Annotated in this window: 22 protein-coding genes; 14 read left to right on the top strand and 8 right to left on the bottom strand. The window is 53.8% G+C overall.

The features are described from left to right. Nucleotides 1-45: 45 nt before the first annotated feature. A complete protein-coding gene (wrbA, locus tag H3L95_RS10665; protein ID WP_003755761.1) occupies nucleotides 46-648 on the bottom strand; it encodes an NAD(P)H:quinone oxidoreductase in 603 nt (200 codons plus the stop codon). A 136-nt stretch (nucleotides 649-784) separates the two neighbouring features. Between wrbA and H3L95_RS10660 the strand changes: the two genes are divergently transcribed. The 3 genes from H3L95_RS10660 (at nucleotide 785) to H3L95_RS10650 (ending at nucleotide 5,686) form a co-directional block, all read left to right on the top strand. Continuing rightward, entirely contained in the window at nucleotides 785-2,017 is a 1,233-nt protein-coding gene (locus H3L95_RS10660; RefSeq protein ID WP_040667961.1) for a YihY family inner membrane protein, read from the top strand. A 96-nt stretch (nucleotides 2,018-2,113) separates the two neighbouring features. Further along, nucleotides 2,114-3,889: an extracellular solute-binding protein gene (locus H3L95_RS10655; protein ID WP_003755756.1), complete on the top strand. Its 1,776-nt coding sequence runs from the start codon at nucleotides 2,114-2,116 to the stop codon at nucleotides 3,887-3,889. Between the two features lie 345 nt (nucleotides 3,890-4,234). Then, nucleotides 4,235-5,686: a TIGR00341 family protein gene (locus H3L95_RS10650; protein WP_003755754.1), complete on the top strand. Its 1,452-nt coding sequence runs from the start codon at nucleotides 4,235-4,237 to the stop codon at nucleotides 5,684-5,686. Nucleotides 5,687-5,739: 53 nt separating this feature from the next. On the opposite strand, the gene H3L95_RS10645 is transcribed toward H3L95_RS10650, so the two are convergent. Continuing rightward, nucleotides 5,740-7,650: a bifunctional chorismate-binding protein/class IV aminotransferase gene (locus tag H3L95_RS10645; protein ID WP_003755751.1), complete on the bottom strand. Its 1,911-nt coding sequence runs from the start codon at nucleotides 7,648-7,650 to the stop codon at nucleotides 5,740-5,742. A 166-nt stretch (nucleotides 7,651-7,816) separates the two neighbouring features. Here H3L95_RS10645 and ppk2 point away from each other — a divergent pair, with 166 nt between their 5' ends. After that, nucleotides 7,817-8,746, top strand: coding sequence for a polyphosphate kinase 2 (gene ppk2, locus H3L95_RS10640; RefSeq protein WP_003766403.1), 930 nt, complete (start codon nucleotides 7,817-7,819; stop codon nucleotides 8,744-8,746). Nucleotides 8,747-8,868: 122 nt separating this feature from the next. On the opposite strand, the gene H3L95_RS10635 is transcribed toward ppk2, so the two are convergent. The 3 genes from H3L95_RS10635 to H3L95_RS10625 form a co-directional block, all read right to left on the bottom strand. Continuing rightward, nucleotides 8,869-9,837: a YheT family hydrolase gene (locus tag H3L95_RS10635; RefSeq protein WP_003755745.1), complete on the bottom strand. Its 969-nt coding sequence runs from the start codon at nucleotides 9,835-9,837 to the stop codon at nucleotides 8,869-8,871. Further along, nucleotides 9,830-10,495 (bottom strand): phosphatase PAP2 family protein, encoded by a 666-nt coding sequence (locus H3L95_RS10630; RefSeq protein ID WP_003755742.1) that lies wholly within the window; start codon nucleotides 10,493-10,495, stop codon nucleotides 9,830-9,832. Before H3L95_RS10630 ends, H3L95_RS10635 begins: the two co-directional genes overlap by 8 nt. Before the next feature lie 582 nt (nucleotides 10,496-11,077). Beyond that, the gene (locus H3L95_RS10625; RefSeq protein ID WP_003755736.1) at nucleotides 11,078-11,908 is read right to left on the bottom strand and encodes an ATP-grasp domain-containing protein; all 831 of its coding nucleotides are present in this window, start codon (nucleotides 11,906-11,908) and stop codon (nucleotides 11,078-11,080) included. A gap of 259 nt (nucleotides 11,909-12,167) precedes the next feature. Here H3L95_RS10625 and H3L95_RS10620 point away from each other — a divergent pair, with 259 nt between their 5' ends. The 5 genes from H3L95_RS10620 to H3L95_RS10600 all read left to right on the top strand — a co-directional run bounded on the left by H3L95_RS10620 (nucleotide 12,168) and on the right by H3L95_RS10600 (nucleotide 17,887). Beyond that, complete coding sequence (locus H3L95_RS10620; protein ID WP_003755734.1) at nucleotides 12,168-13,283, top strand: ABC transporter substrate-binding protein; 1,116 nt, start codon at nucleotides 12,168-12,170, stop codon at nucleotides 13,281-13,283. 884 nt (nucleotides 13,284-14,167) lie between these two features. Then, a complete protein-coding gene (locus H3L95_RS10615; RefSeq protein WP_003755728.1) occupies nucleotides 14,168-15,214 on the top strand; it encodes a FecCD family ABC transporter permease in 1,047 nt (348 codons plus the stop codon). 70 nt (nucleotides 15,215-15,284) lie between these two features. Continuing rightward, nucleotides 15,285-16,508 (top strand): ABC transporter substrate-binding protein, encoded by a 1,224-nt coding sequence (locus tag H3L95_RS10610; protein ID WP_003755726.1) that lies wholly within the window; start codon nucleotides 15,285-15,287, stop codon nucleotides 16,506-16,508. Nucleotides 16,509-16,520: 12 nt separating this feature from the next. After that, a complete protein-coding gene (locus H3L95_RS10605; RefSeq protein ID WP_003755723.1) occupies nucleotides 16,521-17,288 on the top strand; it encodes an ABC transporter ATP-binding protein in 768 nt (255 codons plus the stop codon). A 167-nt stretch (nucleotides 17,289-17,455) separates the two neighbouring features. Further along, a complete protein-coding gene (locus H3L95_RS10600; RefSeq protein WP_070870814.1) occupies nucleotides 17,456-17,887 on the top strand; it encodes a plastocyanin/azurin family copper-binding protein in 432 nt (143 codons plus the stop codon). A gap of 78 nt (nucleotides 17,888-17,965) precedes the next feature. Here the strand turns inward: H3L95_RS10600 and H3L95_RS10595 are convergent, their stop codons facing one another. Continuing rightward, a complete protein-coding gene (locus tag H3L95_RS10595) occupies nucleotides 17,966-18,862 on the bottom strand; it encodes a LysR family transcriptional regulator (protein WP_003755720.1) in 897 nt (298 codons plus the stop codon). Nucleotides 18,863-18,984: 122 nt separating this feature from the next. On the opposite strand from H3L95_RS10595, the gene H3L95_RS10590 reads away from it, so the two are divergent. From H3L95_RS10590 to H3L95_RS10580, 3 genes are all read left to right on the top strand, one after another. Beyond that, entirely contained in the window at nucleotides 18,985-19,386 is a 402-nt protein-coding gene (locus tag H3L95_RS10590; protein ID WP_003755717.1) for a DoxX family protein, read from the top strand. 96 nt (nucleotides 19,387-19,482) lie between these two features. After that, a complete protein-coding gene (locus tag H3L95_RS10585; protein WP_003755715.1) occupies nucleotides 19,483-20,088 on the top strand; it encodes a nitroreductase family protein in 606 nt (201 codons plus the stop codon). A gap of 143 nt (nucleotides 20,089-20,231) precedes the next feature. Beyond that, on the top strand, nucleotides 20,232-20,699 hold the full coding sequence (locus tag H3L95_RS10580; RefSeq protein ID WP_003755713.1) for a CinA family protein: 468 nt from the start codon (nucleotides 20,232-20,234) through the stop codon (nucleotides 20,697-20,699). 120 nt (nucleotides 20,700-20,819) lie between these two features. On the opposite strand, the gene H3L95_RS10575 is transcribed toward H3L95_RS10580, so the two are convergent. Beyond that, nucleotides 20,820-22,658, bottom strand: coding sequence for an autotransporter assembly complex protein TamA (locus tag H3L95_RS10575; RefSeq protein ID WP_040667959.1), 1,839 nt, complete (start codon nucleotides 22,656-22,658; stop codon nucleotides 20,820-20,822). 299 nt (nucleotides 22,659-22,957) lie between these two features. On the opposite strand from H3L95_RS10575, the gene sstT reads away from it, so the two are divergent. After that, on the top strand, nucleotides 22,958-24,181 hold the full coding sequence (gene sstT, locus H3L95_RS10570) for a serine/threonine transporter SstT (protein ID WP_003755708.1): 1,224 nt from the start codon (nucleotides 22,958-22,960) through the stop codon (nucleotides 24,179-24,181). 199 nt (nucleotides 24,182-24,380) lie between these two features. On the opposite strand, the gene H3L95_RS10565 is transcribed toward sstT, so the two are convergent. Then, on the bottom strand, nucleotides 24,381-25,115 hold the full coding sequence (locus tag H3L95_RS10565) for an SH3 domain-containing protein (RefSeq protein WP_003755704.1): 735 nt from the start codon (nucleotides 25,113-25,115) through the stop codon (nucleotides 24,381-24,383). Nucleotides 25,116-25,512: 397 nt separating this feature from the next. Between H3L95_RS10565 and H3L95_RS10560 the strand changes: the two genes are divergently transcribed. Beyond that, entirely contained in the window at nucleotides 25,513-26,106 is a 594-nt protein-coding gene (locus H3L95_RS10560; RefSeq protein ID WP_040667925.1) for a YdcF family protein, read from the top strand. Nucleotides 26,107-26,161 lie beyond the last annotated feature (55 nt).

Genomic DNA, 26,161 nt, shown 5'->3' with positions numbered 1-26,161 from the left:
ACGACCTTTTAGCTTTTGGCAGATTGGATTTCTAAACTGCCCGCTTTAAGCCAACTTGACGGCGAGTTCTGCCAGCCGTTTGCCTTGTGCGAAGGCGATGTCGTTTTCTTCGGCGGTCAGGACGGGTTTGCCGTCGTGTCCGGCGACGTGGGATGCGCCGTAGGGGGTGCCGCCGCTTTGGGTGTTGCTGAGGGCGGATTCGGTGTAGGGGATGCCGCTGATGATCATGCCGTGGTGCAGGAGGGGGAGCATCATGGTGAGGAGGGTGGTTTCTTGTCCGCCGTGTTGGGAGGAGGTGCTGGTGAAGACGGTGGCGGGTTTGCCGGCGAGTTCTGCGCCGAGCCATAGGGGGATGGTGCCGTCGATGAAGTATTTCATGGCGGCTGCCATGTTGCCGAAGCGGGTGGGGCTGCCTAGGGCGAGGGCGGCGCAGGTTTTGAGGTCTTCGGCGGTGGCGTAGGGGGCGCCGCTGTCGGGGATGTCTTTTTCGATGGCTTCGCAGACGGTGGAGACTTTGGGTACGGTGCGCAATACGGCTTCGCAGCCTGCGACGCTTTCGATGCCGCGTGCGATTTGGCGGGCGAGGTTGAGGGTGCTGCCGTTTTGGGAGTAGTAGAGGACGAGGATTTTGAGGGGATTTGGGTTCATTTGGGTATTCCGTTACAATGGGGTTGGTGGGAAATAGGTGTTAATTTCGCTGAGGCTGTGTTTTCAGACGACGTGGTGTGTGCTGCGGGCGTTTTCTGTTTTTTATTTTCAATTCGTTATTTTTTCGGGAAAGATTATGCCGTTTTTGAAATGGTGGCAAGGTTTGTCGGACAGTAAGGTGTTTGCGTTTGCGTGGTTTGTGGTCCGGCGTTTCGATGAGGAGCGTGTGCCGCAGGCTGCGGCGAGTATGACGTTTACGACGCTTCTGGCTTTGGTGCCGGTATTGACGGTGATGGTGGCGGTCGCTTCGATTTTTCCTGTGTTCGACCGTTGGTCGGATTCTTTTGTTTCCTTCGTCAATCAGACTATTGTGCCGCAGGGTGCGGACATGGTGTTTGATTATATCAATGCGTTTCGCAATCAGGCGGGGAAGTTGACGGCGATTGGCAGTGTGATGCTGGTGGTGACGTCGCTGATGCTGATTCGGACGATTGATAATGCGTTCAACCGGATTTGGCGGGTCAATACGCAGCGGCCTTGGATGATGCAGTTTTTGGTGTATTGGGCGTTGCTGACTTTTGGGCCGCTGTCTTTGGGCGTGGGGATTTCTTTTATGGTCGGGTCGGTGCAGGATTCTGCGCTGGCTTCGTTTGCGCCGCAATGGGTGGTGGGGTTACTGCAAACCTTGGGGACGCTGTTTTTTGCCACGCTTTTGCTGTGGGGGCTGTACCGTTTTGTGCCCAACCGCTTCGTGCCTGGGCGTCATGCGTTTATCGGGGCTTTGGTCACGGCGTTTTGCTTGGAGACGGCGCGTTTCCTGTTTGCTTGGTATATGGGCAATTTCGACGGCTACCGCTCGATTTACGGGGCGTTTGCCGCCGTGCCGTTTTTCCTGGTATGGCTGAATTTGCTGTGGACGCTGGTGTTGGGCGGCGCGGTGCTGACTTCGTCGCTGTCTTATTGGCAGGGTGAGGCGTTCCGCAGGGGCTTCGATTCGCGCGGGCGGTTTGACGATGTGTTGAAAATCCTGCTGCTTTTGGATGCGGCGCAAAAAGAGGGCAAAGCCTTGCCTGTTCAGGAGTTCAGACGGCATATCAATATGGGTTACGATGAGTTGGGCGAGCTTTTGGAAAAGCTGGCGCGGCACGGCTATATCTACAACGGCCGTCAGGGCTGGGTGTTGAAAACGGGGGCGGATTCGATTGAGTTGAGCGAACTCTTCAAGCTCTTTGTTTACCGCCCGTCGCCTGTGGAAAGGGATCATGTGAACCAAGCTGTCGATGCGGTGATGACGCCGTGTTTGCAGACTTTGAACATGACGCTGGCAGAGTTTGATGCTCAGGCGAAAAAACAGCAGCAGCCTTCTTGATTATGTTTTGAAACGGATAAAAGGTCGTCTGAAAACGGTTTTCAGACGACCTTTTGCTATAATCGGGCTTCATCGTCCCGCTCGGTTTGAAACCTTATGAAAACCCTCTTCCTCCTCCTGCTTTCCTTCTCCACTGCCACCGCTTTTGCCGCATACGGTTTAGGTTTGGGGCAGGAGCCGAAATATCCCGCCGACTTTCGCGCTTACGAATACGTCAATCCCGACGCGCCAAAAGGCGGTGTGTTTTCCCTGCCGATGCAGGGCGGCTTCGATACGTTCAACCCGTTTACCCTCAAAGGCGACAAAGAAGCCGGCGTCCTCAATCTGACCGTGGACAAGCTTACGGACAATAGCTGGGACGAACCTTTTTCCATGTACGGACTATTGGCGGAAGACTTTTCACTTGCCGAAGACGGACTGTCGGCAACATTCAGGCTCAACCCGAAAGCCAAATTCCACAACGGTGATCCCGTCCTTGCCAAAGACGTAGCCGCCTCCTTCCGCCTGCTTACCCAAGACAAAGCCGCCGACCCCTTCTACCGCATATACTGGAGCGACGTTGCCAAAGTCGAAACGCCCGACGACAGGACAGTCGTTTTCCGTTTCAAACAGCGCAATGCCGAATTACACATGGCATTAGGGCAACTGCCTGTGTTTTCTCATAAAAGCTACCCCGAAGGGCTGGAAAAAGGCGCGAACAAAATGCCCATCGGCTCCGGCCCCTACCGTTTCGTCAAAGCAGACATCGGGCGCATGAGCGAATACGCGCGCGACAAAAACTACTGGGCGCAAAACCTGCCGACCCGCAAAGGCAGATATAACTTCGACACCGTCCGCTTCAAATATTTCAAAGACAACAGCGTCCGCCTCGAAGGCCTCAAAGCCGGACAATACGACTTCGTTTACGAAAATGTCGCCCGAAACTGGGCGCGGGGCTATTCCGACGAAATGCTCGCCAAACGCGGCATGGGCAAACACGAATGGATACAGAAAAGCGATGCCGGCATGCAGGGCTTCGTCATGAACCTGCGCCGCGCCCCGTTCAACAACATCCTCGTGCGGCAGGCGATGGTCGAGAGTTTCGACTTTGAAAGCATCAACGCGCGCATTTTCTACGGCGCATACCGCCGCAGCAACAGCTTCTTCACCAACAGCGAGATGGCGGCGACAGGCAAACCGCAAGGCGCGGAACTGAAACTGCTCCAGTCCCTCGGCAACACCCTCGATCCCGCCGTCCTGAACCAACCCGTCCCCGAGCCGCCCCAAACCGACCCGAAAACAGGCATACGCCCCAACCTGCTCAAAGCCCGCGCCCTCTTGGAAAAAGCAGGCTACCGCTATAAAAACGGCAAACTGACCGACAGCCAAGGCAAACCCCTGACCTTCGAGTTCCTGACCGCCTCCAAAACCTACGAACGCATTACCGCCAAATGGCAGCGCGACCTCGCCAAAATCGGCGTAACCATGAACATCCGCGTTACTGACCCCGCCTTATACCAAAGGCGGCTCAACGATTTCGACTTCGACATGACCATTACCGCCTATGCCAACAGCGAAAGCCCCGGCAACGAACAATACGATTATTTCGGCTGCGAAGCCGCCAAAATCCCCGGCAGCCGAAACCTCGCCGGCGTGTGCCGCCCCGAAGTCGAAAAGCTGCTCAAACATTTCGGCAGCTTTACCAACCGCGAAGAGCTGAAAACCACCTCCCGGGCACTAGACCGCACCATCCGCCACCAATACATCATCGTCCCCGCCTGGTACGCCGACCGCTACCGCGTCGTTTACCGCAACAACCTCGGTATCCCGCAACAACTGCCGAAATATTACGACCCGGTATTTTTTTCGCTGAGTAGCGGGTGGTGGAAATAGGAGGAGTGAGCAGATAAAAGGTCGTCTGAAAACGGATACGGCAGCAATGCGTAGCGTGGGTTCTACCCACAAAATGAACGCCAATTCGGCTGTTGTTTGATTTGGTTGTTGGATGATTGCGGTTGTCAGACGGTGGCTTTCGTGGGCAAAGCCCACGCTACTCGTTGCCGCAAGGCAACTTATCCCTTCCCCGTCCGGCGGGGGAAATTTGCGTACGTATGCTAATATATTGCGAGAATTGTGCCTGTCAGATTTAGCCGTAATGGCAAGGCATTATTTCATTACTCAAAAATTCTCTATGAATTAGATATTTAAAATAAAATATTAAAATTTTAGGATACGCACATGCAAGATCAGGAAGAAAGTAAAAATCAGGAAATACAAGAAAAGCAGGAACAAGAAGACAAGGGTGCCATGACCAAGTTGCAAGATGTGTTCAATCTTGCGCATGACCAAGCTCATCCCGATAAGATCGATGCCACTATCCGTGCCAATACTCGGGTGTCCGGAACGAATATGTGGGTATTGATGTTTGCCATTGCTGTGGCGAGTATCGGTCTAAATGTAAACAGCACGGCGGTAGTGATCGGAGCGATGTTGATTTCCCCGTTGATGGGGCCGATCGTCGGTATGGGTTACGGTTTGGCGGTGGGCGATACTGCGCTGATCCGCCAAGCGGTGCGCAATATTATGGTATTCGTCGCCATCAGTTTGGTTACTGCTACACTGTATTTTCTATTAACCCCGCTTAAAGAGGCGCAAAGCGAGCTTTTGGCGCGTACTCAGCCGACCCTTTGGGATGTGTTGATTGCCTTCTTCGGCGGTAGTGCGGGCATTGTGGCGCTGACCCGAAAAGAAGGAGGCAATGCCATACCGGGTGTGGCGATTGCGACCGCATTGATGCCGCCCCTGTGTACTGCGGGCTACGGACTGGCACATGGCAACTGGCAATATTTTTTCGGCGCTTCATATCTTTTTGCCATCAACTGCGTGTTCATAGCTTTTTCGACCTTGTTGTTTTCCAAACTGCTCAAGCTGCCGCGCAGGGGGTTGGTAACGGAATCCAAACGCCGGTTGCAAAGTATCATGATTACTGTTGTCGTGTTGGCTGTGATGATTCCGAGCGGCTATATGGCATCAGGACTGGTGCGCCAGGAACTGTTCAACACAAAAGCCAATGCCGCGATCACCGCCGCGCAGCAGCAGGAAAGTTTTTTTGTTCTTCGTAAGGTATTGAACTACAAGGAAAATAAAGTCGGTCTGATTGTCAACGGAACGGGTAATGCCGAGAAAATCATCGCCCTGTTGGAAAAAAGCCTTAATGCGTCGGGGGTAAAAGAGCCGGAGGTGAACGTGGTTTATGCGGGAGGGGATGGTGCCAAAATCGAAGAATTGCTGGCAAGCCGAAACAATCCGGTTCAGCAGCAAAATGAACTGAAAGAGCAGCAGGCCTATATCGATACCGTGCTTGCGGGCAAAACTGCCGATACCGCCGGTGCTGACGATGCAGCGGTACTCAAGGAATTAAAAGCCCAATATCCGGAAGCGGAAAAAATCGTTGTCGGACGCGGCTTGGTTTGGGAGAAAGCGCAAACAGAGCCTGTTTCCGAGCAGCCTGAAAGCGGCAAAAATACTAAATCGGAAACAGGCGAACATGACGATATTGTCGTGGTTTCGCTCGAATTTAAGGAGTCTTTGCCTGCCAAAGACCGCGAACGCTTACAGGCGTGGTTGAACCAGCGTTATGAGGGTAAGGCCGTGCGCATGTTTGTGAACACTCAAGTTTCAGATATATAACCCGTTTCACAAATACTCCGCCTGTCGGCTTTATCCGTTTTCAGGAAATAATTTTATTCTTTAACGACCAAATCCGCCTCAAACACGCCCCTTAAGGCGTTGGAGAGGCGGATTTCTTCGGTGTGTTCCAGCATGTCGCGGGTGATGTGCGTTTCGATGACTGCGTCCGTGCCCAAGTAGGTTTGCGGCTGCTGCAACACGGCTTGGCGCATGACGCCGTTGAGGATGTCCAAATCCAGAGACGGGGTGAGCCATTGCCCTTGGTATTTGACGAACACGTTGCTTCTGCCGCCTTCGAGCAGGAGGCCGTCTGAATTGAAAAACAGGCTGTCGAACGCGCCTTGTGTTTCGGCGGTTCGCCACGCTTGGTCGAAGAGGGCGCGGCGGGTGGTTTTGAAGCGGCGCAGGTAGTCGCGGCGCGGGCGGGGTTGCGGGGCGGGGATGACGCGCTGCGGGGCGGGCAACTCGGTGGTGGCGGCATGGCTGAGGATGAGGCCGTCTGAAACGAGTTCGGCTTTCAGGCGGAAAAGACCGTCGGGCAAGTCGGCGATGTATTGCCGGATTCGGGTTTCGCAGTCATCGGGCAGGGGCAGGTTGAGGGCTTGGGCGGAGGTTTTCAGACGGCCTAAATGCAGGTCGAGCAGGCGGCATTGCCTGTTTTCCACGCGCATGGTTTCGAAGATGCCGAAGGCGGGGCGCAATTCGTTGAGGAAACGGGCTTTCCAGCCGCATTCACGATATTCGGCGGCGGGGTCGCTGTCGATGACGATGCCGGAACCGACGCCGTATATGCCTTGATATAGTGGATGAACTTGAAACCGGTACGGTGTTTCCCCGCCTTGCCGTGTCTGCGGCTTCGTCGCCTTGTCCTGATTTGTTAATCCGCTATCTAGGTTGTCTGAAAATGAAAGGTCGTCTGAAATCGGGTCTGAAACGGGTTTGAGCGATAAGGTGCGGATGACGACGTTGAATATGCCTTCAAACCCCAGCCCGCCCGCGCAGGGTTTCAGGTAGCCGATGCTGCCGGTGTAGAGGCCACGCGGTTCGGCTTCGAGCGATTCGATAATCTGCATGCTCATGCGTTTGGGTGCGCCGGTGATGCTGCCGCAGGGGAAGGCGGCGCGGAGGATGTCGGCGGCGCTAATGTGCGGCAGGGCTTGGGCTTGGATGGTGCTGGTCATCTGCCAGACGCTGCCGAAACGCGATACTTTAAACGGCTCGGGCACGCATACTTTGCCGGTTTGGGCAATTTTGCCGAGGTCGTTGCGCAGCAAATCGACAATCATCACGTTTTCGGCACGGTTTTTCGGATCGGCTTGCAACTCGGCGGCGCGGCGTTCGTCTTGACCGTCGCCCAAAATCGGCGCGGTGCCTTTCATCGGCTCGGTGCTGATGGTGCCGTCTGAACCGATTTTGAGGAAGAGTTCGGGTGAGAAACACAGCGTCCACGCGGATTTCCCTGCCGCATCGGGCAGGTGGGACAAGACGGCATAGGGGACGGGCTGGCGCAGGCGGCGGTAGAGGCTGACGGGGTTGCCGTAGGCTTGCAGGTGCAGGCGGGTGGTGTAGTTGATTTGATAGGTGTCGCCACGCCGGATGGCTTCGTGGATTTGGCGGATGCGGTCGAGGTAATCGGCTTCGGATACGGAGGATTGCGGCGTGGAAATACCGGCGGGGAGGTCGTCTGAATTTTGGGCAAGCCAGCTTTCGGCATCGATGTCGGCGCAGTCGGTAAACCAGTGCAGGGCAAGATTGCCGCCGCGCTCGGACTCAATCCCCATCAGCGGCAAACCGAATTCGTAGTCTGCAAACAACACAGCATGCAGCCCTTTTTGCCAGCCCTTTTGCAGCGTATCGTCCAGCGAATCCAGTTCGTTATGATGGAAAAGGCGGCTTTCCACATGATTTTGATAGAGTTTTGCGCGGCCGCTCACGGCATCGTCAAACAGGGCGAAATAGGGCATGGCTGTGGTGCAAATAGCCTGATTATACGCCGTTTTTACACAAATTAGCAGACCGCGCCGAAAAAAATGGGTCAGTGTAATTTTATGTAGTCCGCTGAGGGGCAAAGGAGTAGAATCAAACCATACCACACCATATCATTTCAAACTTAATCAATAAGGAGACCCTATGGCAGATCATCAGTTAGAACCGTTTGAAAACGTTGAATTGGGCGAAAAACAAGACCAGTTGCAAGTTTTCGAAAAAGCCGTTTTGGAACACGAAGGACGCGGTACGGACGAAGATTCCGGCAGCGCGCCGCTTCCCGCCAATTACCCCTACAAACAACGTATGCGCCGCGCCGCATACGAAAAAGAAAAACAAAAGCTGCAAATCGAATTGCTGAAAGTACAAAGCTGGGTCAAAGATTCCGGCCAACGCATCGTCAGCCTGTTTGAAGGCCGCGACGCCGCAGGCAAGGGCGGTACCATCAAACGCTTTATGGAACATTTGAACCCGCGCGGCGCACGCGTCGTCGCACTGGAAAAACCGACCACCACCGAACGCGGCCAATGGTATTTCCAACGCTACATCCAAAACCTGCCGACTGCAGGCGAAATGGTCTTCTTCGACCGCTCATGGTACAACCGCGCCGGCGTAGAGCGCGTGATGGGCTTCTGCGAACCCAACGAATACCTGCTCTTCATGCGCCAAACCCCTGAATTGGAACGTATGCTCGTTGCCAGCGGCATCCACCTCTTCAAATTCTGGTTCTCCGTATCCCGCGAAGAACAACTGCGCCGCTTCATCTCCCGCCGCGACGATCCCCTGAAACACTGGAAACTCTCCCCTGTGGACATCCAGTCGCTCGACCGCTGGGACGACTACACCGAAGCCAAAAACGCCATGTTCTTCCACACCCACACCGGCGACGCGCCTTGGGTCATCATCCGTTCCGACGACAAAAAACGCGCCCGCCTCAACTGTATCCGCTATTTCCTGCATCAGTTGGACTACCCGGGCAAAGACGTGAAAGCCATCGGCAAAGTAGACGAAAAAATCGTCCTCGTCCCCGATACGCGCTACAAAGAGAAAACCGTCGATATCGGTCACGACTGATTGAGCGGTCAGCCGTTTGAGCAGTAAAAAGGTCGTCTGAAAACCTGAAATATAGGTTTTCAGACGACCTTTTGTTTGTTTCAACCGTTTGTCTCAACGCAACGCCGACAGGTTCGGGAACACTATTCAAATTGTGCGAAATAAGACAATACGGTTTGCGGCAGCCATTGCAGGTTCAGACGACCCCCGTCGCGGCTGACGAAGCCGACGTGTCCGCCGTGTTCGGGCTGCAAAAGCGTGACGGACGGAGACACTTCATCCGCGTTCGGCAGGGCTTCGGGCGGCAGGAAGGGGTCGTTGACGGCGTTGAGCAGCAGCAAAGGAACGGCTACCGTTTTGAGCCAAGGTTTGCACGAGGCGCGGCGGTAATAGTCGAAACGGTCGGCAAAGCCGTGCAGCGGCGCGGTAAACGTATCGTCGAAATCGCCCAGCGTTTTGCATTGTTTCAACAGGGCAGCCGCATCGCGGTCGGGATGGGCATTCTGCAAATCGGCAACGTCGCGGGCTTTGGGCAGTAACGAGTTCAAAAAATAACGGGTATATAACAGGCGCGACATGCCTTTGTCGAAACGCGTACCCGCCAGCGTCGCATCGACCGGCGCGGAAACAGCAGCGGCGGCGCGGGGCAGCGCATTGCTGCCTTGTTCGCCCAAATATTTTGCCAAAGCATTGCCGCCGAGCGAAACGCCTGCCGCATAAATGACGGAATAACGAGCGGCAAGCGTGTCGAGCATAAAGGCGATTTCGGGCGTATCGCCCAAGTGGTAGAACACGGGCGCGGTATTGGGGATACCGCCGCAACTGCGGAAATGGGCGACCACGCCGTTCCAGCCTTTGTCTTGTACCGCGCGCATCAGTTCGACCGCGTAATGGCTGCGGCTGCTGCCTTCCAAGCCGTGAAACAAAACCACCAGCGGCGCGTCGGGATTCGGGCTGTCGACAAAATCGTAGGCAACCTGTGCTTTGCCGGTGCTGTCGGGCAGCAACTCGCGCCGGTAAGCGGGGGAGGGGCGTTGCAGGAATTTGGCGAAAATAGTGTCGGCGTGGCCGTTGCGCAGCCAAAACGGCGTATTGGGCGATAAGTTATTCATCGGAGGATATTTGGGAAACAGCCGGGTCGTCTGAAAGATAGCGACCCCTGAACACGAAATAATAAACCAACAACGCGGTCAGCGTGCCGTTTGTCCAGCCCGCCCAAACGTCGGTCGGGTAATGCACGCCCAAATAAACGCGCGAAAAACCGGTACTCAGGGCAAAGGCAATGCCGATCAGCCACGCGACACGCCGATAGGGCGTCTCACTGCACAACATAATCATCATGACGGCGATGGCGGCGGAAAAGGTGCTGTGTCCGCTGGGAAACGAAAAATTAGTCTCTTCAATCATGCGCGGCCAAAACAGCGGCCGCGGCCGCTCGAACCAATCTTTAATCAACAGCATATTCAGCGTCGGTATCAAGGCGGCGCTCACGCAAAACAACGCGCCGCGACGGTTGCCGGCCCGATACAGCCACCACGCCGCGATGCCGATTAAAGGCACAGCGATGGCGGTTTTGCCCAAATAATGCAAAACAGTGGCAATAGGGAAAAAGCCTTCGCCGATGTTATGGTGGACCCACATCATCAAAGGTTTTTCAAATTCAAAACCGCCGTGCGTGTGCAAACGGACGGCAATCAACACCGCCAAAGGCAAAAATACCACACCGGCTATGAGCGCCACGCGGCGGAAACGGATATGAAAATTGTGCATAAATCAAATAAAAATAGAGATTTGGAAAAGTTTTCCTGTTAATGAGCCATGTTTGATAAAAAACATCCGAAAGTGATAGTGCTTTTTATTGATTGTTGATAATTATTGCCTTTTTCTTACTGATAAATTAGGTAAATACACAAAGTAACTATTCTGGCAATGTTATTCTACCCGCCCGGCAAAGCGGTTCAATATAGTGGATTAACTTTAAATCAGGACAAGGCGAGGCAACGCCGTACCGGTTTAAAGTTAATCCACTATAAAAGGGTATCCGCGTAAAGCCGCCACTGCCTTACGGTACGCCATGATACCGAACGGCAGTATCAATAATAAACACAACAGCAAACATTTCGGAGGCTATATGTCAATTTTGTTTTTAAATTTAATCATGATCATCAGTTTGGTATCCATCGTCGCACTCGCCGCAGTCTGGATGGGGGAGCCCAAATTGTAATACCGATCAAAGGTTGACTGCCGAACGCAGTCAGTTTTACTAAAAAGGTCGTCTGAAAACAAGCATAGCACGGTTTAAACCCGCTACCTTTGTTTTCAGACGACCTTTTTTGCATTAATTCTTTATCATCAACCCGCGATAACGCGCTTTACCGCCTGCACCATATCGGCAACCGCGTTTTCCGCGGTATGCAGGTAAAGGGCGGGTTCGACGAGTTCCAATTCATTGAGCAGCAACCTGTCGCCGATCAGCGTCCCGTCTATGCGGGCGTATGCCGGTATTTCAGGCAGCATGTCCAATATCTGCCGTGCGGTTTCGATTGCTTTTTCCGGTGGCGCGGCGGGGCTGACGGCGACTCCGTAGGCGGAATTGGCGCGCCATTCGCCTTGGGGTGGCATACGCAGTACGGCATGGCTGAAACGCCCTTCCAAAAACACCAGCGAGGTTTCGCCCGCCGTTTCGATTTCGCGGATATAAGGCTGGACGATGACGCCTTGCGGATAATCCTCCGCCTTCAACGACACTTCTCCCGCCCTGATTTTCGCCACGCCGCGCCCGCTCTGCCCGATAACGGGTTTGACGACCGCTTCCCGCCAGCCCCGATTTTTTAAAATGTCTTCCAATTTTTCTTTTTCAGACGACGTCTGCACGCTCGGAATTACGTCCGCCCCCCATTCTGCCAAATCGCACAAATAACGTTTGTCCATGTTCCAACGCATCAGCCCGACGGGGTTGATAAACCTTTGCCCGCACGCTTCCGCTTCGGTCAGCCACTGCCCAAACGCTTCAGGCTCCGCCGCATAATCCCATGCGCACAAGGGCAGGATGAAGGCGGATTTCGGTCGGTTTTGCCAGGGCGCGAAGGAGGTGGGGATGTTGTCGTGCGTCAGTGCGTCCGCCAGAGGCAGCAGGTTGGACGGCGGCTCGGGGTAGGTGAGGCAGGTGGTAATGGTCAGCATGGCGGACTTTCGAAAAATGAAATGACAGAATATTTACAAGGGGTTATGTCTTTGCTTGATATTTCAGACGACCTTTTATCGGGCAAACGGCAGGCGTTGTCTGAACAATAAACACCATCACGCTTGTAATAAAAACTTCTCTGAATAACGGAACTTTTCCGTTTATTTTAAATCCATTAGGCTCGCATTAAAAATAAAAAAGATTCTTATTCATATCTAAATTAGATATAACATTATTTATTAAAAGGATTTTACTCTAATGAAACTGTCGCGCTTCTCCTCCCTTGCCCTCGCCGCCGCATTGGCATTCGGCACTGCCGCCGTCCATGCCAAACCGGTTCAGATTACCGATGTCAACGGCCGCAAAGTAACCGTCGACCTGCCCGCCAAACGCGTGGTTTTGGGCTTTTATTATCAAGACTACATGGCCATCGGCGGCAAGGACGCGCTGAATAATGTGGTCGGCTTCTCCAAAGCGGTTTGGGCCGACTGGGCGCCGCCGAGCTGGGCGGCGTTCAGCAAAGCCGTGCCTAAGCTGAACCAGCTTGCCGACGTGGGCGAGGTGGAAGTCGGCACGTTCTCCGTTGAAAAAGTATTGGCATTGAAGCCTGATTTGCTGATTTTGGCGGATTGGCAGTACAAAGCTCTGGGTTCAGACCTTGCCCGCATCAACAAAGCGGGTATTCCGATTGTGGTGTTGGACTACAACGCGCAAACGGTCGCCAAACACGTCCAATCGACCAAACTTATCGGCACGCTGACCGGCCAGCAGCAAAAGGCGGACAAATTGGCGGCGGACTACAAACGCATCGCCGATACCATCCAAGCGCGTGTGAAAAAAGCCAACCTGCCCAAGCCTAAAGTGTATGTCGAGTTCGGTAATAAAGGCCCGGCGGAACACAGCGTCACCTTCGGCAAGAGCATGTGGGGTTCGATGGCGACGCTGGTCGGTGGCAACAATATCGCTGCTTCTTCAGTCGAATTCTACGGCCCGATCAATCCTGAAAAAGTCCTCGCCGCCAAACCCGACGTCATCGTGATTACCGGCCGCGAAACCGAATTGAAGAAAAGCCCGACCGCCATGGTGATGGGCTGGGGCATTCCGAAAGCCGAAGCGGAAAAACGCTTGGCCGGTTTTGCCAAACGCGCCGGCTGGGCGAACTTGCCTGCGATTAAAAACAACCGCCTCTACGCCGCCTACCACGCCAACTCGCGCACGCTTTCCGATGGCGCATCGATTCAATTTATGGCCAAAGCGATTTATCCGCAGTTGTTCAAAGACTTCAATCCTGAGAAGACTTATATCGACTTCTACCGCCAAAACCTGCCTGTTGTACCGAATGGTACGTTCTACCTGTATCCGAAAGGGCAATAAGGCGGACTTATGGGTTTCAGACGACCTTTTTATGCGGAAGGTCGTCTGAAAGTAGCGTGGATTTTGTACAGAACCGTAGCGTGGGCTTTGCCCACGGGTAGCGTGCAGAAATGATGGTGAACGGTATGAGGGTTTCCATGTTTTCGCGGGCAAAGCCCACGCTACCACTTTCCGTCGTGCCGAACGGGGAGTGTCAGGTGGGTTTGACTGTTTTGGCCCTCTCCCTAGCCCTCTCCCGCGGGGAGAGGGAATCAGATAACTGAAGTCCGACTATTGTTTTGATTCCCTACAATTTGCTCCCTCTTTCATGGGGAGTAGCATTTGTAGAAATGATGGCGAATGGTATGGGGTTTCCTGTTTTTTGTGGGCGAAGCCCACGCTACCACTTCAATGGTACGTTCTACCTGTATCCGAAAGGGCAGTAAGGCTGGTTTGCGGGTTTCAGACGACCTAATTTATGTGAAAGATCGTCTGAAAGCAGCGTGGATTTTGTACAGAACCGTAGCGCGGGCTTTGCCCACGGATGACGTTTGCAGAAATGATGGCGAACGGTATGGGGTTCCCCGTTTTTGTGGGCAAAGCCCACGCTACGACTTTCCGTCGTGCCGAGTGGGGGGGGCTTCAGGTGGGTTTGACTGTTTTTGCCCTCTCCCTAGCCCTCTCCCACGGGGAGAGGGAACAAATGGCAGAGAATCACAACAATAGTTGAATTTCAGTCATCCGATTCCCTCTCCCCGTGGGAGAGGGCTAGGGAGAGGGCAAAGCCGTTTTGGAACGCCGTTATCCCGATTTTCAAAAAAACCACCCTTCAAAACGGATACAGACAAAAGAGATTGTCGGGCATGGATGTCCGACCTTGTTCCTTAATTTCAAAGGCTTAAAAAATGAATGATTCGGTTGTCGCCGAGATTGTGAAAAACCAGCGCAAGTTGGAAGGCAAGCGTTGGTTGATTGTTTTGATGTTTTTAATCATCGCATCGGTCAGCTTCTTATTCGACATCGCCACCGGTCCGGCGATGACGGACACGCTGCCTGTCGGCGAAGTGGTCAATGTTTTGCTGGGCAAACCCGAAGTCGATGAAATGAACCGCCTGATTGTGATGGATCTGCGCCTGCCGATTGCGGTGATGGCGCTGGTGGTCGGTGCGGCTTTGGGTGTCGGCGGAGCGGAGATTCAGACGTTGTTGAATAATCCGATGGCCAGCCCTTATACGCTGGGTTTGGCGGCGGCGGCGGGTTTGGGCGCGTCGGTGGTGATTGCGTTCGGCGGTTTCGGGCTGCCTGAAACGGTCGCCGTTCCCATCGGCGCGTTTGTGATGACCATGCTGGCTTCGGGCATCTTGTTTCTGTTTGCCTCGGCACGCCGCTTCAATTCGGCGATGCTGGTGTTGGTCGGGATTGCGCTGTTGTTTCTGTTTCAGTCGATTTTGTCGCTGATTCAATTTATCGCCGCGCCTGAGATTTCACAGCAGATTTTGTTTTGGCTGTTTGGCAGTTTGAACAAAGCAACTTGGGAAACGGTCATCGTTACGGCGGCGGTTACGGCGGTATGCGTGCTGCTGCTTTCACGCGATGTGTGGAAGTTGACTGCGCTGCGCTTGGGCGAAGAACGCGCCGTCGGGCTGGGCATCAATCTGCAACTTTTGCGCCTGAAAACGCTGGTGCTGGTGGCGGTGATGACGGCGACGGCAATCAGTTTCGTCGGCGTAATCGGCTTTATCGGACTGGTCGCGCCGCATGTGGCGCGGATTCTGCTCGGTGAGGACCAACGCTTTTTCCTGCCCGGCGCGATGCTGACAGGGGCGGCGTTTTTATCGGTCGCCAGCGTGTTGTCCAAGGTGATTATCCCGGGTGCGCTGTTTCCGGTGGGGATTGTTACCGCGTTTGTCGGCGTACCGTTTTTCTTTTGGATTGTATTGTCCAAGCGGTAAGTTTTTTCGGACGGTCTTTTGTTGCGACGGGGTCGTCTGAAACTGTTTTTTTATTTTACAGAGAGAACCAATGAAACCTATTTGCCGTATTTTAACCGCTGCCTTGTTCAGTCTTGCCGTGCAGGGTGTTTGTGCCGAAGTGAAAACGCTTACCGACGTACGCGGGCGCGAAGTGCGGGTCGATGTGCCTGCCAAACGTGTGGTGCTGGGCTTTTATTATCCTGATTATATTGCCGTATCCGGTGTCGATAAATTTGACAATGTGGTCGGTATTTCGCGCGAATTTTGGGAGAAATTCAACTCCGGCAGTTGGTCGCTCTACCGCGCCAAAATCCCTTCGCTGCAAAACATCGGCGACATCGGCAATGTGAACGCCGGTACATTTTCGTTTGAGAAAACCTTGGCAATGAAACCCGATGTGGTGGTGTTGGCGGATTGGCAGTATGACGTGTTGAAAGAAGAAATGCCGCGTTTCGAAAAAGCCGGCATTCCGGTGGTTGTGGTCGATTTCAATGCGCAAACGGTCGAACGCCATACCGCCAGTGCCAAACTTTTCGGCGAAATCGCCGGTACGCCGGAGCGTGCAGGGCAGATTGCCGGCGAATACGCCCAAGGCATAGCCGACATTCAAAAACGCGTGGCCGAAGCGGGCAAGCCCAAGCCGAAAATCTATATCGAGTTCGGAGACAAGGGTCCTGCCGAACATAGCTTTACTTTCGGCAAAAATATGTGGGGTGCGATTGCCGATACAGTGGGCGGCGACAATATTGCCGCAGCCTTCATCAAAGACTGGGGGGCGATTAATCCCGAGCAGTTTCTTGCCGCCAAGCCCGACGTTGTGATTATTTCCGGCACCGAAGCCGGACTGAAGCAGCCGGCGGCAATGGCGATGGGCATCGGCATCGAAGCCGCCGAAGCGCAAAAACGCTTACAGGGTTTCATCCGGCGTGCCGGTTGGGCGGAAATTCCCGCTGTCCGAAACGGCCGTGTGTTCGGCATTTACCATACTGCTTCGCGTTCGCTTTCCGATTTGGCATCCGCCCAATTTATCGCCAAAGCGTTGTATCCCGAAGCCTTTGCCGATGTGAATCCGGAAGAGACCTACCGTGAATTCCACCGTAAATACCTGCCGGTCGAGCCGAAGGGTACTTTCTTTATCCGTTTGGGTTGCGACGGTTTGGAAGACTGCAACAAACAAGCGGCTGCCGACACTGTTGCGGCATCAGCCGAAACCGTCGCCGAACCGTCACTATGGCAACGTATTAAAAACTGGTTTGCCGCCCTCTTTGCTTAAAGGTCGTCCAAAATGCTCCGACTGGAAAACGTACATATCCGACGCGGCGATTATGTGGTCGCCGACAGTATCGATTTGACGCTGGAACAAGGCAAAGTCTATTCCGTGCTCGGCCCGAACGGTACGGGCAAATCCTCGCTGATGAAAACGATTTTCGGCGAAGTGGCGCACAAAGGCACCATCCGCTACGGCGACGAAGCGTTGAGCAAAATCCACCTGCAAAGCTGGCGCAAACGCATAGGCTATATGCCGCAGGACACCGCCGCCGAAGCCTCGCTGACCGCACTGGAAGTCGTGTTGCTCGGCCGCATGGACGCGCTGCACATGCACGTCGGCGACGAACTGCTGCACGAAGCCGCAAGTATCATGGCGGAGCTAGGCATCGGCCATCTGGCGCACCGCGACGTCATGCGGCTTTCCGGCGGACAGCGGCAGCTCGTCATGTTTGCCCAAGTCATGCTGCGCCGCCCCGAAATCCTGATGCTGGACGAACCGGTCAGCGCGCTGGATATGCACCACCAGTTGAACCTCTTGGAGCGCGTGGTGCAATACACGCACGAACACAATCTGGTTACGCTGATGGTCTTGCACGATTTGAGCCTCGCCGCGCAGTTTTCAGACGGCGTGATTCTGCTTGGAGAAGGCAAAGTACAGGCGCAAGGCGCGCCGCAGAACGTGTTGCAGGCGGACATGATAGGCAGGCTGTACAAAGTGGATATCGAACTTTTGTACGACAGCAAAGGCCTGCCCGTTATCCGCCCGATGCGGCAGAGTGCGTAACTTAACCGCCCCTGAAATGTCGGATTTGAGCATCCGGCCTGCGATCTCCCTGCAACTTATCCCCTCGCCCGCGGGAGAGGGTTAGGGAGAGGGCGGTAAGCCCAAGGCTTACTTCTTTGACCCATCAGCCCGCCCCATATTTTTTATCCTTAGAAAGGACTCCCTCCATGAAAAAATCCCTCTTCCTCCTCATGCTGACCGCTTCCCTCGGCGCATACGCCGCCAACCACGAAGTCAAAATGCTCGACAACGGCAAAGACGGCAGCATGGTGTTCGAACCCGGCTACGTCAACGCCAAAGTCGGCGACACCGTAACCTTCAAAGCAACCAACAAAGGCCACTGGGTGCAAAGCAAAGCCCTGCCTGAGGGTGTTGCCGACTTTCTCTCCGAAGACGGCAAAGACTTCACCCTCAAACTCGACAAAGAAGGCGTATACGTCTATACCTGCCCGCCGCACCGCATGATGAACATGAGCGGCGTGATTCAGGTCGGCAAACCGGTGAACAAAGCCAAAGCGCAAGCCGTCGTGGACGAACTGGAAAACCGTGCCATGCAGAGCAAGGGTCGTCTGAAAAAATACATGCAGCAGGTCAAATAAACCGCCGCACAAACAAAAGGTCGTCTGAAACCGTTTCCCGTTTTCAGACGACCTTTTGCCAATCTTCATCCCCAATCCTCATTCCCCTTCCGCCGAAATCTTCTCGTTCAGAAAATCGATAAAACTGCGCACCTTCGCGCTCAAAAACGCCCTGTCCACATAAACCGCGTTTAATTGCTCGGTCCGCACCCGATATTCCGGCAGCAGGCTGACCAACCTGCCTTCCTTCAAATCCTGTCTGGCAGACCACAGCGGCTGATAGGCGATGCCCGCGCCCGCCCTGACCAATTCGCGTATCATCAGCGTATTGTCGCTTTGAATCACCGGATTGAGCGTCAGAATACTTTTTTCGCCCGTTTCCCGATGGGTGATTTCCAAATTGCGCTGGTCGGTGTAGGTCGGCAGGATGGCGGGATGGCGCATGACCTCTTCGGGCGTTTGCGGTTTGCCGTGTTTCGCCAGATACTCGGGCGAGGCAAGCAGGACGAATTGGATTTGCGCCAGCGGCTTGACGATAAGCGAGGGCGACAAGGTTTTTGCCACGCGCAAGGCAAGGTCGAAGCCTTCGGCAATCAAATCGACGTGGCGGTTGTCGAGCACCAAATCGAGCGTGACTTCGGGATAGCGTTCGCGGTATTCCGCCAGCCAAGTGCCGATTAAATTGCCCGCAAACCAAAGCGGCATGGTTACGCGCAACATGCCCTGCGGCGTATCCGCCCCGCCTGCCGCCTTTTGCGCGGCGGTGTCGAGCGTGTCGAGCGCGTAGCTGCATTGGCGGTAGTATTCTTCGCCCGCTTCGGTCAGGTGGAGGTTGCGGCTGTTGCGGTGCAGCAGCTTGGCCTTAATCGTATTTTCCAGATGGCTGACGTGTTTGCTCGCCATCGCGGTGGAAATATCAAGCTGCTCGGCGGCGCGGGTGAAGCTGCCGCTTTGGACGACTTGGCGGAAAACTTTAAGGCTGAACAGGGTATCCATGTTTTCTTTTAGGGAAACGTTGTATCAATAAAAGAAGTATATATCTACCGGCAGTAATTATCTATACTGCACAGATAAGATTAGTTTTCATTTAAACCCCGCATTTTGATAAGGAGAACCCCATGTCTGCAACCTGCGCCCGTATCCAACCTATTTTATTGTCCGTTTTGCGTATCGTAACCGCCTACCTCTTCCTCTTACACGGCACGTCGAAATTCTTCGGCTTCCCGACCGCCATGGGCAGCGGCTCGCCCGAAGGCTTGATGTTGGTGGCGGGCATTTTGGAAATCGTCGGCGGCATCCTGTTGATTCTCGGACTGTTTACCCGTCCCGCCGCCTTCATACTGTCCGGTCAGATGGCGGCTGCCTATTTCATGGCACACGCCTCCCAAGGTTCGGCGCTGTTCCCGCTTGCCAACGGCGGCGAATCGGCAGTATTGTTCTGCTTCGTGTTCCTCTATCTGGCAGCAGCCGGCGGCGGCTCATTGGCATTGGACAACCTGTTCGGCAAAAACAAATCCTGATAGGCCCAAAGGTCGTCTGAAAACAAGCAAAGCGGGTTTTGCGCATCCATTGCCAAACCCGCCAACCGATTAAACATCAATCAAAGGAAAAACAAAATGACTTATCAAACCTTGCAACAAGCGGCCGAAACCCGCCGTTCCATTTACGCGCTGAATAAAAACCTGCCTGTCAGCAACGAAGAAATCAGCGAAATCGTCAAACACGCCGTTTTGCACACGCCTTCTTCCTTCAACTCGCAATCCACCCGCGTCGTCGTCCTCTTCGGCGAAGAACACGGCAAAGTGTGGCAATTCGTTGAAGACGCTTTGCGCGCCATCGTGCCTGCCGAACAATTCGAGCCGACCGCGCAAAAATTAAACCTGTTCAAAGCAGGCGCGGCGACCATTTTGTTCTTCGAAGACCAAAACGTCGTCAAAGGCCTGCAAGAGCAGTTCCCTTCTTATGCCGCCAACTTCCCCGTTTGGGCGGACCATGCGAACGCAATGACGCAATACGCCGTCTGGACAACGCTTGCCGCCGCCGGCGTGGGCGCGAACCTGCAACACTACAACCCGCTGCCCGACGCCGCCATCGCCAAAGAATGGAACCTGCCCGAAAGCTGGCTTCTGCGCGCGCAAATGGTTATCGGCGGCATCGAAGCGCCTGCCGGTGAAAAAACCTTCGAACCGGTGGAAAACCGTTTGAAAGTGTTCGGCGCATAATTGCCCGTCAAACAGAAAAAGGTCGTCTGAAAACCAACTTCGGTTTCAGACGACCTTTCGCCCACTCTCTGCAATCCACTATATAATAGGGTCTCCACCCAACCCCATATTTCGGGGAAACCCGCCCATCAAAAGGACATCCCATGACCGCCCTGCAAACCATCGCCGAACACCTGACCCGACACCGCCAAACCGTCACCTGCGCCGAATCCTGCACCGGCGGCCTGTTGGCGGGCGCGTTCACCAGCATTGCGGGCAGCTCGCAATGGTTTCATCAAAGTTTCGTCACTTACAGCAACCAAGCCAAAGAAGAGCGCCTCGGCGTCATGCCCGACACGCTGCTGCAACACGGCGCGGTCAGCCGCGAAACCGTGTACGAAATGGCGCGCGGTGCGAAAGCCGTCGCCCAAGCCGACTACGCCCTCAGTATTTCCGGCATCGCAGGCCCGGGCGGCGGCAGTGCGGTGAAACCTGTCGGCACGGTTTGGTTCGGTTTGTCCACGCCGACCGAATCATTGGAACAGATGCAAGTCTTCAGCGGCGACCGCGAAGCAGTCAGAACACAGGCCGTCGAGTTTGCCCTGAATTTTTTGGCAAAACATTTGGTCTGACCGTTTTTTGTCGGCTGCGAATCCGTTGGCTTTTGAAAATCCGACGTGTTCGGTTTCCACATACCACATAAAAAAGCAGGGATGCCATCACGCACCCCTGTTTTTTATTTTCAGACGACCTTAAAACCTTGTACCCAAGCTGATGTGCCAACGGAGTTTTTTGTCTTGGTGTCCGTAGGCGACGTCGAAGGAGAACGGGGCGACGGGGCTGAACCAGCGCACGCCGAGGCCGGTGCCGTGTTTCATGCTCATGCGTTTGAAGTTGCCTGCGGCGTCGCCGACATCGTGGAAGACGGCGCCGGATACGCTTTTGGTAATCGGGAATTGGTATTCGAGGCTGCCGACCAGTAATGCCCTATCGGGGAGGACGGAATTGTTCGGACCTGCCAGACCGATGCTGTCGAGTTCGTAACCGCGTACGGAAGAGGCGCCGCCGGTGCGGAACATGAGGCTGGAAGGTACGTCTTCGCCTTCGCGGGCATAAACGTAGCCTGCCTGCCCGCGGACGATGAAGGTGCCGAGTTTTTTGTTTTCGGGCGTGTAGAAATAGCCTGCGCGGGCGGTGGCGCGCGCCATGGCGGTGGAGGACAGGAAGTTGCCCAGTGTTGCGCCGATTTTGCCGTCGAGGTAGTAGCCGTTTTCGGGACGCAACTCGGTTTCGATGTTTTGGCGTTTCCACGAGGCGGTCAGCATGGTGGCGTGGCTGCGGCCGAGGTCGTAATTGGTATCGGGCACTTTGCGGTCTTCGGTGATGAATTCGATACCGAGGCGCGATTCGATGCCGTTGCGGTCGCGCACGCGCCAAATACCGCTGGTCAGGGCGCGTTTTTCAAGGTTTTGGGTGGTCGAGCGGTTGTAGGACGTATTGGTTGTCCAGTATTTGCCTTCGCTGTTGCGCGGCTGGCTGATACCGGCGGCGAGGGTGGTTTCGTATTTGTCCATGTCCCAAACGACGGAGCCGATGTAGCCTTTGTTGAAGAGGTTGTAGTAGTCGTAACCGATACGTCCGCCGAGGCCGTATTCGGAATCGTAGCGGACGCCGGTTTCGAGTTTGTGGCGTTTGACTTCGGTGACGTTGACTTTGACGGGCACGCGGTCGCCTTGGAGCCGGTCGAAGTCGGCTTGAACGGATGCGCCGGAGTAATGTCCGTTTTGTTCGAGCGCTTGTTGGAAGTCAAGCAAGAGGTCGAGATCGTAGGGTGCGCCGGGTTTGAAGCGTGCCAGGCCAGCTACGACGTTTTCGGGATAGCGGCGGGTGCCGGTGATTTCAAAGTCGCCGAAATAAATGGGGCGGTTGCTTTCGACGGTAACGTTCAGATCGGCGGTGTTGTTGTTGGGATTGACGGTGGCTTGGCTGTTGCTAAGTTTGGCAAGCGGGTATTTTTTGCGGGTTACTGCGCTGAGGACGGAGGTTTTGCTGCTGCTCCAGCCTTCTTGATCGAAGTTTTCACCGACGGGCTGCTGCCAGTTTGCCATGGCTTTTTGGTAATACTCGGCAAGGTTGTTGTCTGACAGGATGTCGCCGAGGATGGCGACGCTGACGTTGTCGATTTTGGTGCGCGGGCCGGGATTGACGGCGACGGTGTAGCTCGAACCGTTGTCTTGGACATTGACGCTACCGTTGAAATAGCCTTTGGTTTTGAGCATGGTTTTGACGTTGTCGGGCGTTTCTTCGGCGAGGAAGCCGACCTGCTCTTTGTCCAACTCTTCGTCCTGCTGCTGGGTAATCAGCGGCAGGTATTCTTCGAGCATGGATTTGACTTCGCTGTTTTTGGTTTCGATTTTGACGGGAAACTTGGGCGTCAGTTTGCCTGCTTTGGCAGCCTGCTCGGATTGCCCGCCCTGCTTGAAGCCGGGAATCGGTTCGTAGTCTTCGGCACGCGGCAGGTCTGCTGCGGCTGCGTGTCCGTAGGCAAGGGCGAGTGAGGCAATCAGGATGGGCGAAGTCAGTCTGGTCATGGCAAAAAAATGTTTCAACGGCAGAAGGGTTCTAAATTCTACCATTATTTTCAATCGGGTTTAAAACCCGCCCGAGACGGAGGGGTCGTCTGAAAAGGCGGATGCACCTGTCTCTGTGCGACAGAAGCAAAACACATTAACTCCCTCCAATCCGAAAAATACAGCACAAACTGCTCAATTCTCTAAAAAATCAAGCATTTTTCGCCACGATAATCAATTTAATATGTAAACCTGCGCAATAATTGATATTTTCTTTTAAAATGCAACGTTTCTTAACACATAAAGTAAGAGGACGTATCATGGCAAGTGGTAATCCACTGCTGAACGCAGTCAACCGTATCGGACTTGTCCCGCAAATCATCATCGGTTTGATGTTGGGCGTCTTGGTCGGCTCCATTTCCCCGAAAGCAGGTTTGGGCGCAGGGCTGCTCGGCGAATTGTTCGTCGGCGCATTGAAAGCCGTCGCCCCCGTATTGGTGTTTGTCTTAGTAACCGCCGCGCTGGTGCAATACCGCAAAGGCGGCGAAGCCAAAATCAAACCCATCATTATTCTGTATCTCGTCGGCACATTTGCCGCCGCCGCCGTCGCCGTTGCCGCCAGTATGGCATTCCCGACCGCGCTGGTGTTTAAAGACGTAGCTACCTCCACCCTCGCCCCGCCCTCCGGCATCATCCAAGTCCTCAAAGAGCTTTTGATGAAGCTCGTGTCCAACCCGATTAACGCCATCGCGCAAGCCAACTACATCGGCATTCTCGCATGGGCGTTGGTTTTAGGCTCCGCATTGCGCCACCACGGCTCCGACACCACCCGCCAAGTCGTCTCCGACCTCTCCGAAGCCGTTACCACCGTCGTGCAATGGGTTATCCGCTTCGCCCCATTGGGTATTTTCGGACTGGTCTCCCAAACCGTCGCCGAAACCGGCTTTGCCGCCTTCCTCAGCTACGGACGCCTGCTGGCAGTCCTGCTCGGCAGCATGGCATTTATCGCCCTCGTCGTGAACCCGCTCATCGTCTGGTCGCAAACCCGCAAAAACCCCTACGGACTGGTCTTCACCTGCCTGCGCGAAAGCGGACTCTACGCCTTCTTCACCCGCTCCTCCGCCGCCAACATCCCCGTCAACATGGCATTGGCGAAAAAACTCGGCTTGCATGAAGACACCTACTCCGTCTCCATCCCGCTGGGCGCAACCATCAACATGGCAGGTGCAGCGATTACCATCACCGTCTTAGCCATGGCAGCCGCCCACACCAAAGGCATCGTTGTCGACTACCCCACCGCCCTGCTCCTGAGCCTCGTCGCCACCGTCGGCGCATGCGGCGCATCCGGCGTTGCCGGCGGCTCGCTGCTGCTGATCCCCGTCGCCTGCAGCCTCTTGGGCATCGACAACGACTTCGCCATGCGCGTCGTCGGCGTCGGTATGATTATCGGCGTTATCCAAGACTCCGCCGAAACCGCCCTCAACTCCTCCACCGACGTACTCTTTACCGCCGCCGCCGATTTAGGCAGCCGCCGCAAAGGTTAAAGATTCGGTTGTTTTGTAAAACGTTAAAAAGGTCGTCTGAAATTTCAGACGACCTTTTTTCTATTTTACAGTCGGAATTGGATAGATTATTGAATGGTATCAATCCTGAAATCATCAGGACGGTTCAAAAGATTTTTCACTTTCCATCATTTCGATTATTTGTTGATGCAGAAACTCTGCCAATCAAATCTATCCGATATTAATATGCATAAGCACCATCTCGTACATGACCTTTTTGCAGGTAGGCATTAGATACATAACCCGTCAATCCGCCGACTTGAACTTTAACCCAGCAGCCACCGTTGGCATTGGTACAGGCGTTGGTTTCGGCCACCACTTGAAGTTGCTGTCCGTCTTTCAATTGGGTAACAGAAACTGCTGAAATAGACGGTCCTCCTCTGAGATTTAACGAACCACTACCAGATTCCGAAATTACAAAAGCAGGGTAACGAACGAGTTTTTCGGTAACTTTGGACGCTTGTTGTGAAGCAGCCGGTTTTGCCGTAGCTTTTGGGGATTCTTCTTGTCTAATTCTGGGTTCTTCTTGTTTTATTCTGGCCTCTTCTTTTTGCTTAGGTTCCTCTTCTAAAGCTTGTTTCTTTTTAGCTTCTTCGCGTTTACGTTCCTCAGCAGCCTGTTTTTTCTTTGCTTCTTCCTGTTTTTTCTCTTCTTCCAGCATTTGTTTCATCTGTAAGTCTTCTTGGGCATCTTGGTAGGCTTTTTGATAGAGTTCGTCTTCTCTTTGCTGTTGCTCAATTTGTTTCCGGTGTTCTTGTTCTTGATTTTCGCGTTCAGCTTGTTGCTTTTGTTGCTGCGCCAGTTGTTCTTTCAATGCAGCAAGTTCTTTTTGGGTTTCACTTTCTCCACCATTACAGGCAGCAAGCAGAGACAGAGATAAAAAACCTACGGAAATAACTGATAAAGCTTTTTTCATGTTTACTCTCTAATAGTTGAACGAAGAGAAAAAGTCTTCAAAATTGGAGATAGCCTACATATCATTCAAGATGATGATGGCGTTGATATTATATTGCCGACTTTATGCAACTTTTACAAAAATCTGTTTTTGATAATATATTTTCCTTATACGCCATGTCAATACTGATTATCATATTCCTAGGCTATGCATTAATGTCATTCCCAATTTAAATAATATCCAATCACGAAAAGCCATAAAAATATCTGCCAACAATAAAATTCGTACTTGGACGGATGGAACAATCGGTTACTAAAAAATATAGCTCAACGGCTGTATGAATTTCGTAAAATTGAGGAATAATCGGAACCTGCTCATACAGCCGCGTTCCAATTACTTTCATCTTTTTAGGATTCGGATGTTCAAAAAAGCCCTTGTTTTTATATTGGTTTTATTCTTTACCGCCGCGCTTTTGCCGCTGTGGATTATGTGGCGCGATTTTCAGGTGTCGCGCTTGGATGCGGATACGGTGCGTCCGGCGGATGCTGCGGTTGTGCTTTCGACCCGTTCTTATGAAGGGGGTCGTCTGAATCCTTGTTTGGTGGCGCGCGTTGAAGCGGCTGTCGAGCTGTATCGTGCCGGCAAGGTGAAGAAGCTGGTGATGTCGGGCGGACTCAGCCGCGATTTTCAGTCTGCTTCGGGCAATATGCAGGCGATTGCGGAGAAGATGGGGGTGTCGAAAGAAGACATTATCCAAGAGCGGCGGGCGGAAAATACGTTTGAGAACATTGTGTTCAGCCGCGATTTTATTGAAAACAGCCCGCGTGTCGTCATTGTCAGCGCCGGTTTTCATTTGGCGCGGGCGCAGATGATGGCGGACAGGCAATGGCAGGGACACGATATTCAGGTGTATGCCGCGCCGTTTTGTTCCGAACCTTACGGCGGCTATGGTTTCACGGTATTGCGCGAGTCGGCGGCGTTTGTCAAAAACGCTTTGAAGGGCAGGTTGTAGTTTCAGACGACCCCAAGTTGCCGAGTCAAATCATGTATAATTGCAAACAATTTGA

This window comes from Neisseria sicca (assembly GCF_014054945.1).
In the GTDB taxonomy this organism is placed as follows: domain Bacteria; phylum Pseudomonadota; class Gammaproteobacteria; order Burkholderiales; family Neisseriaceae; genus Neisseria; species Neisseria sicca.
Note: the sequence above shows the minus strand (reverse complement) of the source record. Positions and strands in the feature narration are given on the sequence as shown.

Bases quoted from the DNA above. Each gene is read 5' to 3' on its own strand.
- wrbA (WP_003755761.1), bottom strand. From the start codon at position 648: ATGAACCCAAATCCCCTCAAAATCCTCGTCCTCTACTACTCCCAAAAC.
- H3L95_RS10660 (WP_040667961.1), top strand. From the start codon at position 785: ATGCCGTTTTTGAAATGGTGGCAAGGTTTGTCGGACAGTAAGGTGTTT.
- H3L95_RS10655 (WP_003755756.1), top strand. From the start codon at position 2,114: ATGAAAACCCTCTTCCTCCTCCTGCTTTCCTTCTCCACTGCCACCGCT.
- H3L95_RS10650 (WP_003755754.1), top strand. From the start codon at position 4,235: ATGCAAGATCAGGAAGAAAGTAAAAATCAGGAAATACAAGAAAAGCAG.
- H3L95_RS10645 (WP_003755751.1), bottom strand. From the start codon at position 7,650: ATGCCCTATTTCGCCCTGTTTGACGATGCCGTGAGCGGCCGCGCAAAA.
- ppk2 (WP_003766403.1), top strand. From the start codon at position 7,817: ATGGCAGATCATCAGTTAGAACCGTTTGAAAACGTTGAATTGGGCGAA.
- H3L95_RS10635 (WP_003755745.1), bottom strand. From the start codon at position 9,837: ATGAATAACTTATCGCCCAATACGCCGTTTTGGCTGCGCAACGGCCAC.
- H3L95_RS10630 (WP_003755742.1), bottom strand. From the start codon at position 10,495: ATGCACAATTTTCATATCCGTTTCCGCCGCGTGGCGCTCATAGCCGGT.
- H3L95_RS10625 (WP_003755736.1), bottom strand. From the start codon at position 11,908: ATGCTGACCATTACCACCTGCCTCACCTACCCCGAGCCGCCGTCCAAC.
- H3L95_RS10620 (WP_003755734.1), top strand. From the start codon at position 12,168: ATGAAACTGTCGCGCTTCTCCTCCCTTGCCCTCGCCGCCGCATTGGCA.
- H3L95_RS10615 (WP_003755728.1), top strand. From the start codon at position 14,168: ATGAATGATTCGGTTGTCGCCGAGATTGTGAAAAACCAGCGCAAGTTG.
- H3L95_RS10610 (WP_003755726.1), top strand. From the start codon at position 15,285: ATGAAACCTATTTGCCGTATTTTAACCGCTGCCTTGTTCAGTCTTGCC.
- H3L95_RS10605 (WP_003755723.1), top strand. From the start codon at position 16,521: ATGCTCCGACTGGAAAACGTACATATCCGACGCGGCGATTATGTGGTC.
- H3L95_RS10600 (WP_070870814.1), top strand. From the start codon at position 17,456: ATGAAAAAATCCCTCTTCCTCCTCATGCTGACCGCTTCCCTCGGCGCA.
- H3L95_RS10595 (WP_003755720.1), bottom strand. From the start codon at position 18,862: ATGGATACCCTGTTCAGCCTTAAAGTTTTCCGCCAAGTCGTCCAAAGC.
- H3L95_RS10590 (WP_003755717.1), top strand. From the start codon at position 18,985: ATGTCTGCAACCTGCGCCCGTATCCAACCTATTTTATTGTCCGTTTTG.
- H3L95_RS10585 (WP_003755715.1), top strand. From the start codon at position 19,483: ATGACTTATCAAACCTTGCAACAAGCGGCCGAAACCCGCCGTTCCATT.
- H3L95_RS10580 (WP_003755713.1), top strand. From the start codon at position 20,232: ATGACCGCCCTGCAAACCATCGCCGAACACCTGACCCGACACCGCCAA.
- H3L95_RS10575 (WP_040667959.1), bottom strand. From the start codon at position 22,658: ATGACCAGACTGACTTCGCCCATCCTGATTGCCTCACTCGCCCTTGCC.
- sstT (WP_003755708.1), top strand. From the start codon at position 22,958: ATGGCAAGTGGTAATCCACTGCTGAACGCAGTCAACCGTATCGGACTT.
- H3L95_RS10565 (WP_003755704.1), bottom strand. From the start codon at position 25,115: ATGAAAAAAGCTTTATCAGTTATTTCCGTAGGTTTTTTATCTCTGTCT.
- H3L95_RS10560 (WP_040667925.1), top strand. From the start codon at position 25,513: ATGTTCAAAAAAGCCCTTGTTTTTATATTGGTTTTATTCTTTACCGCC.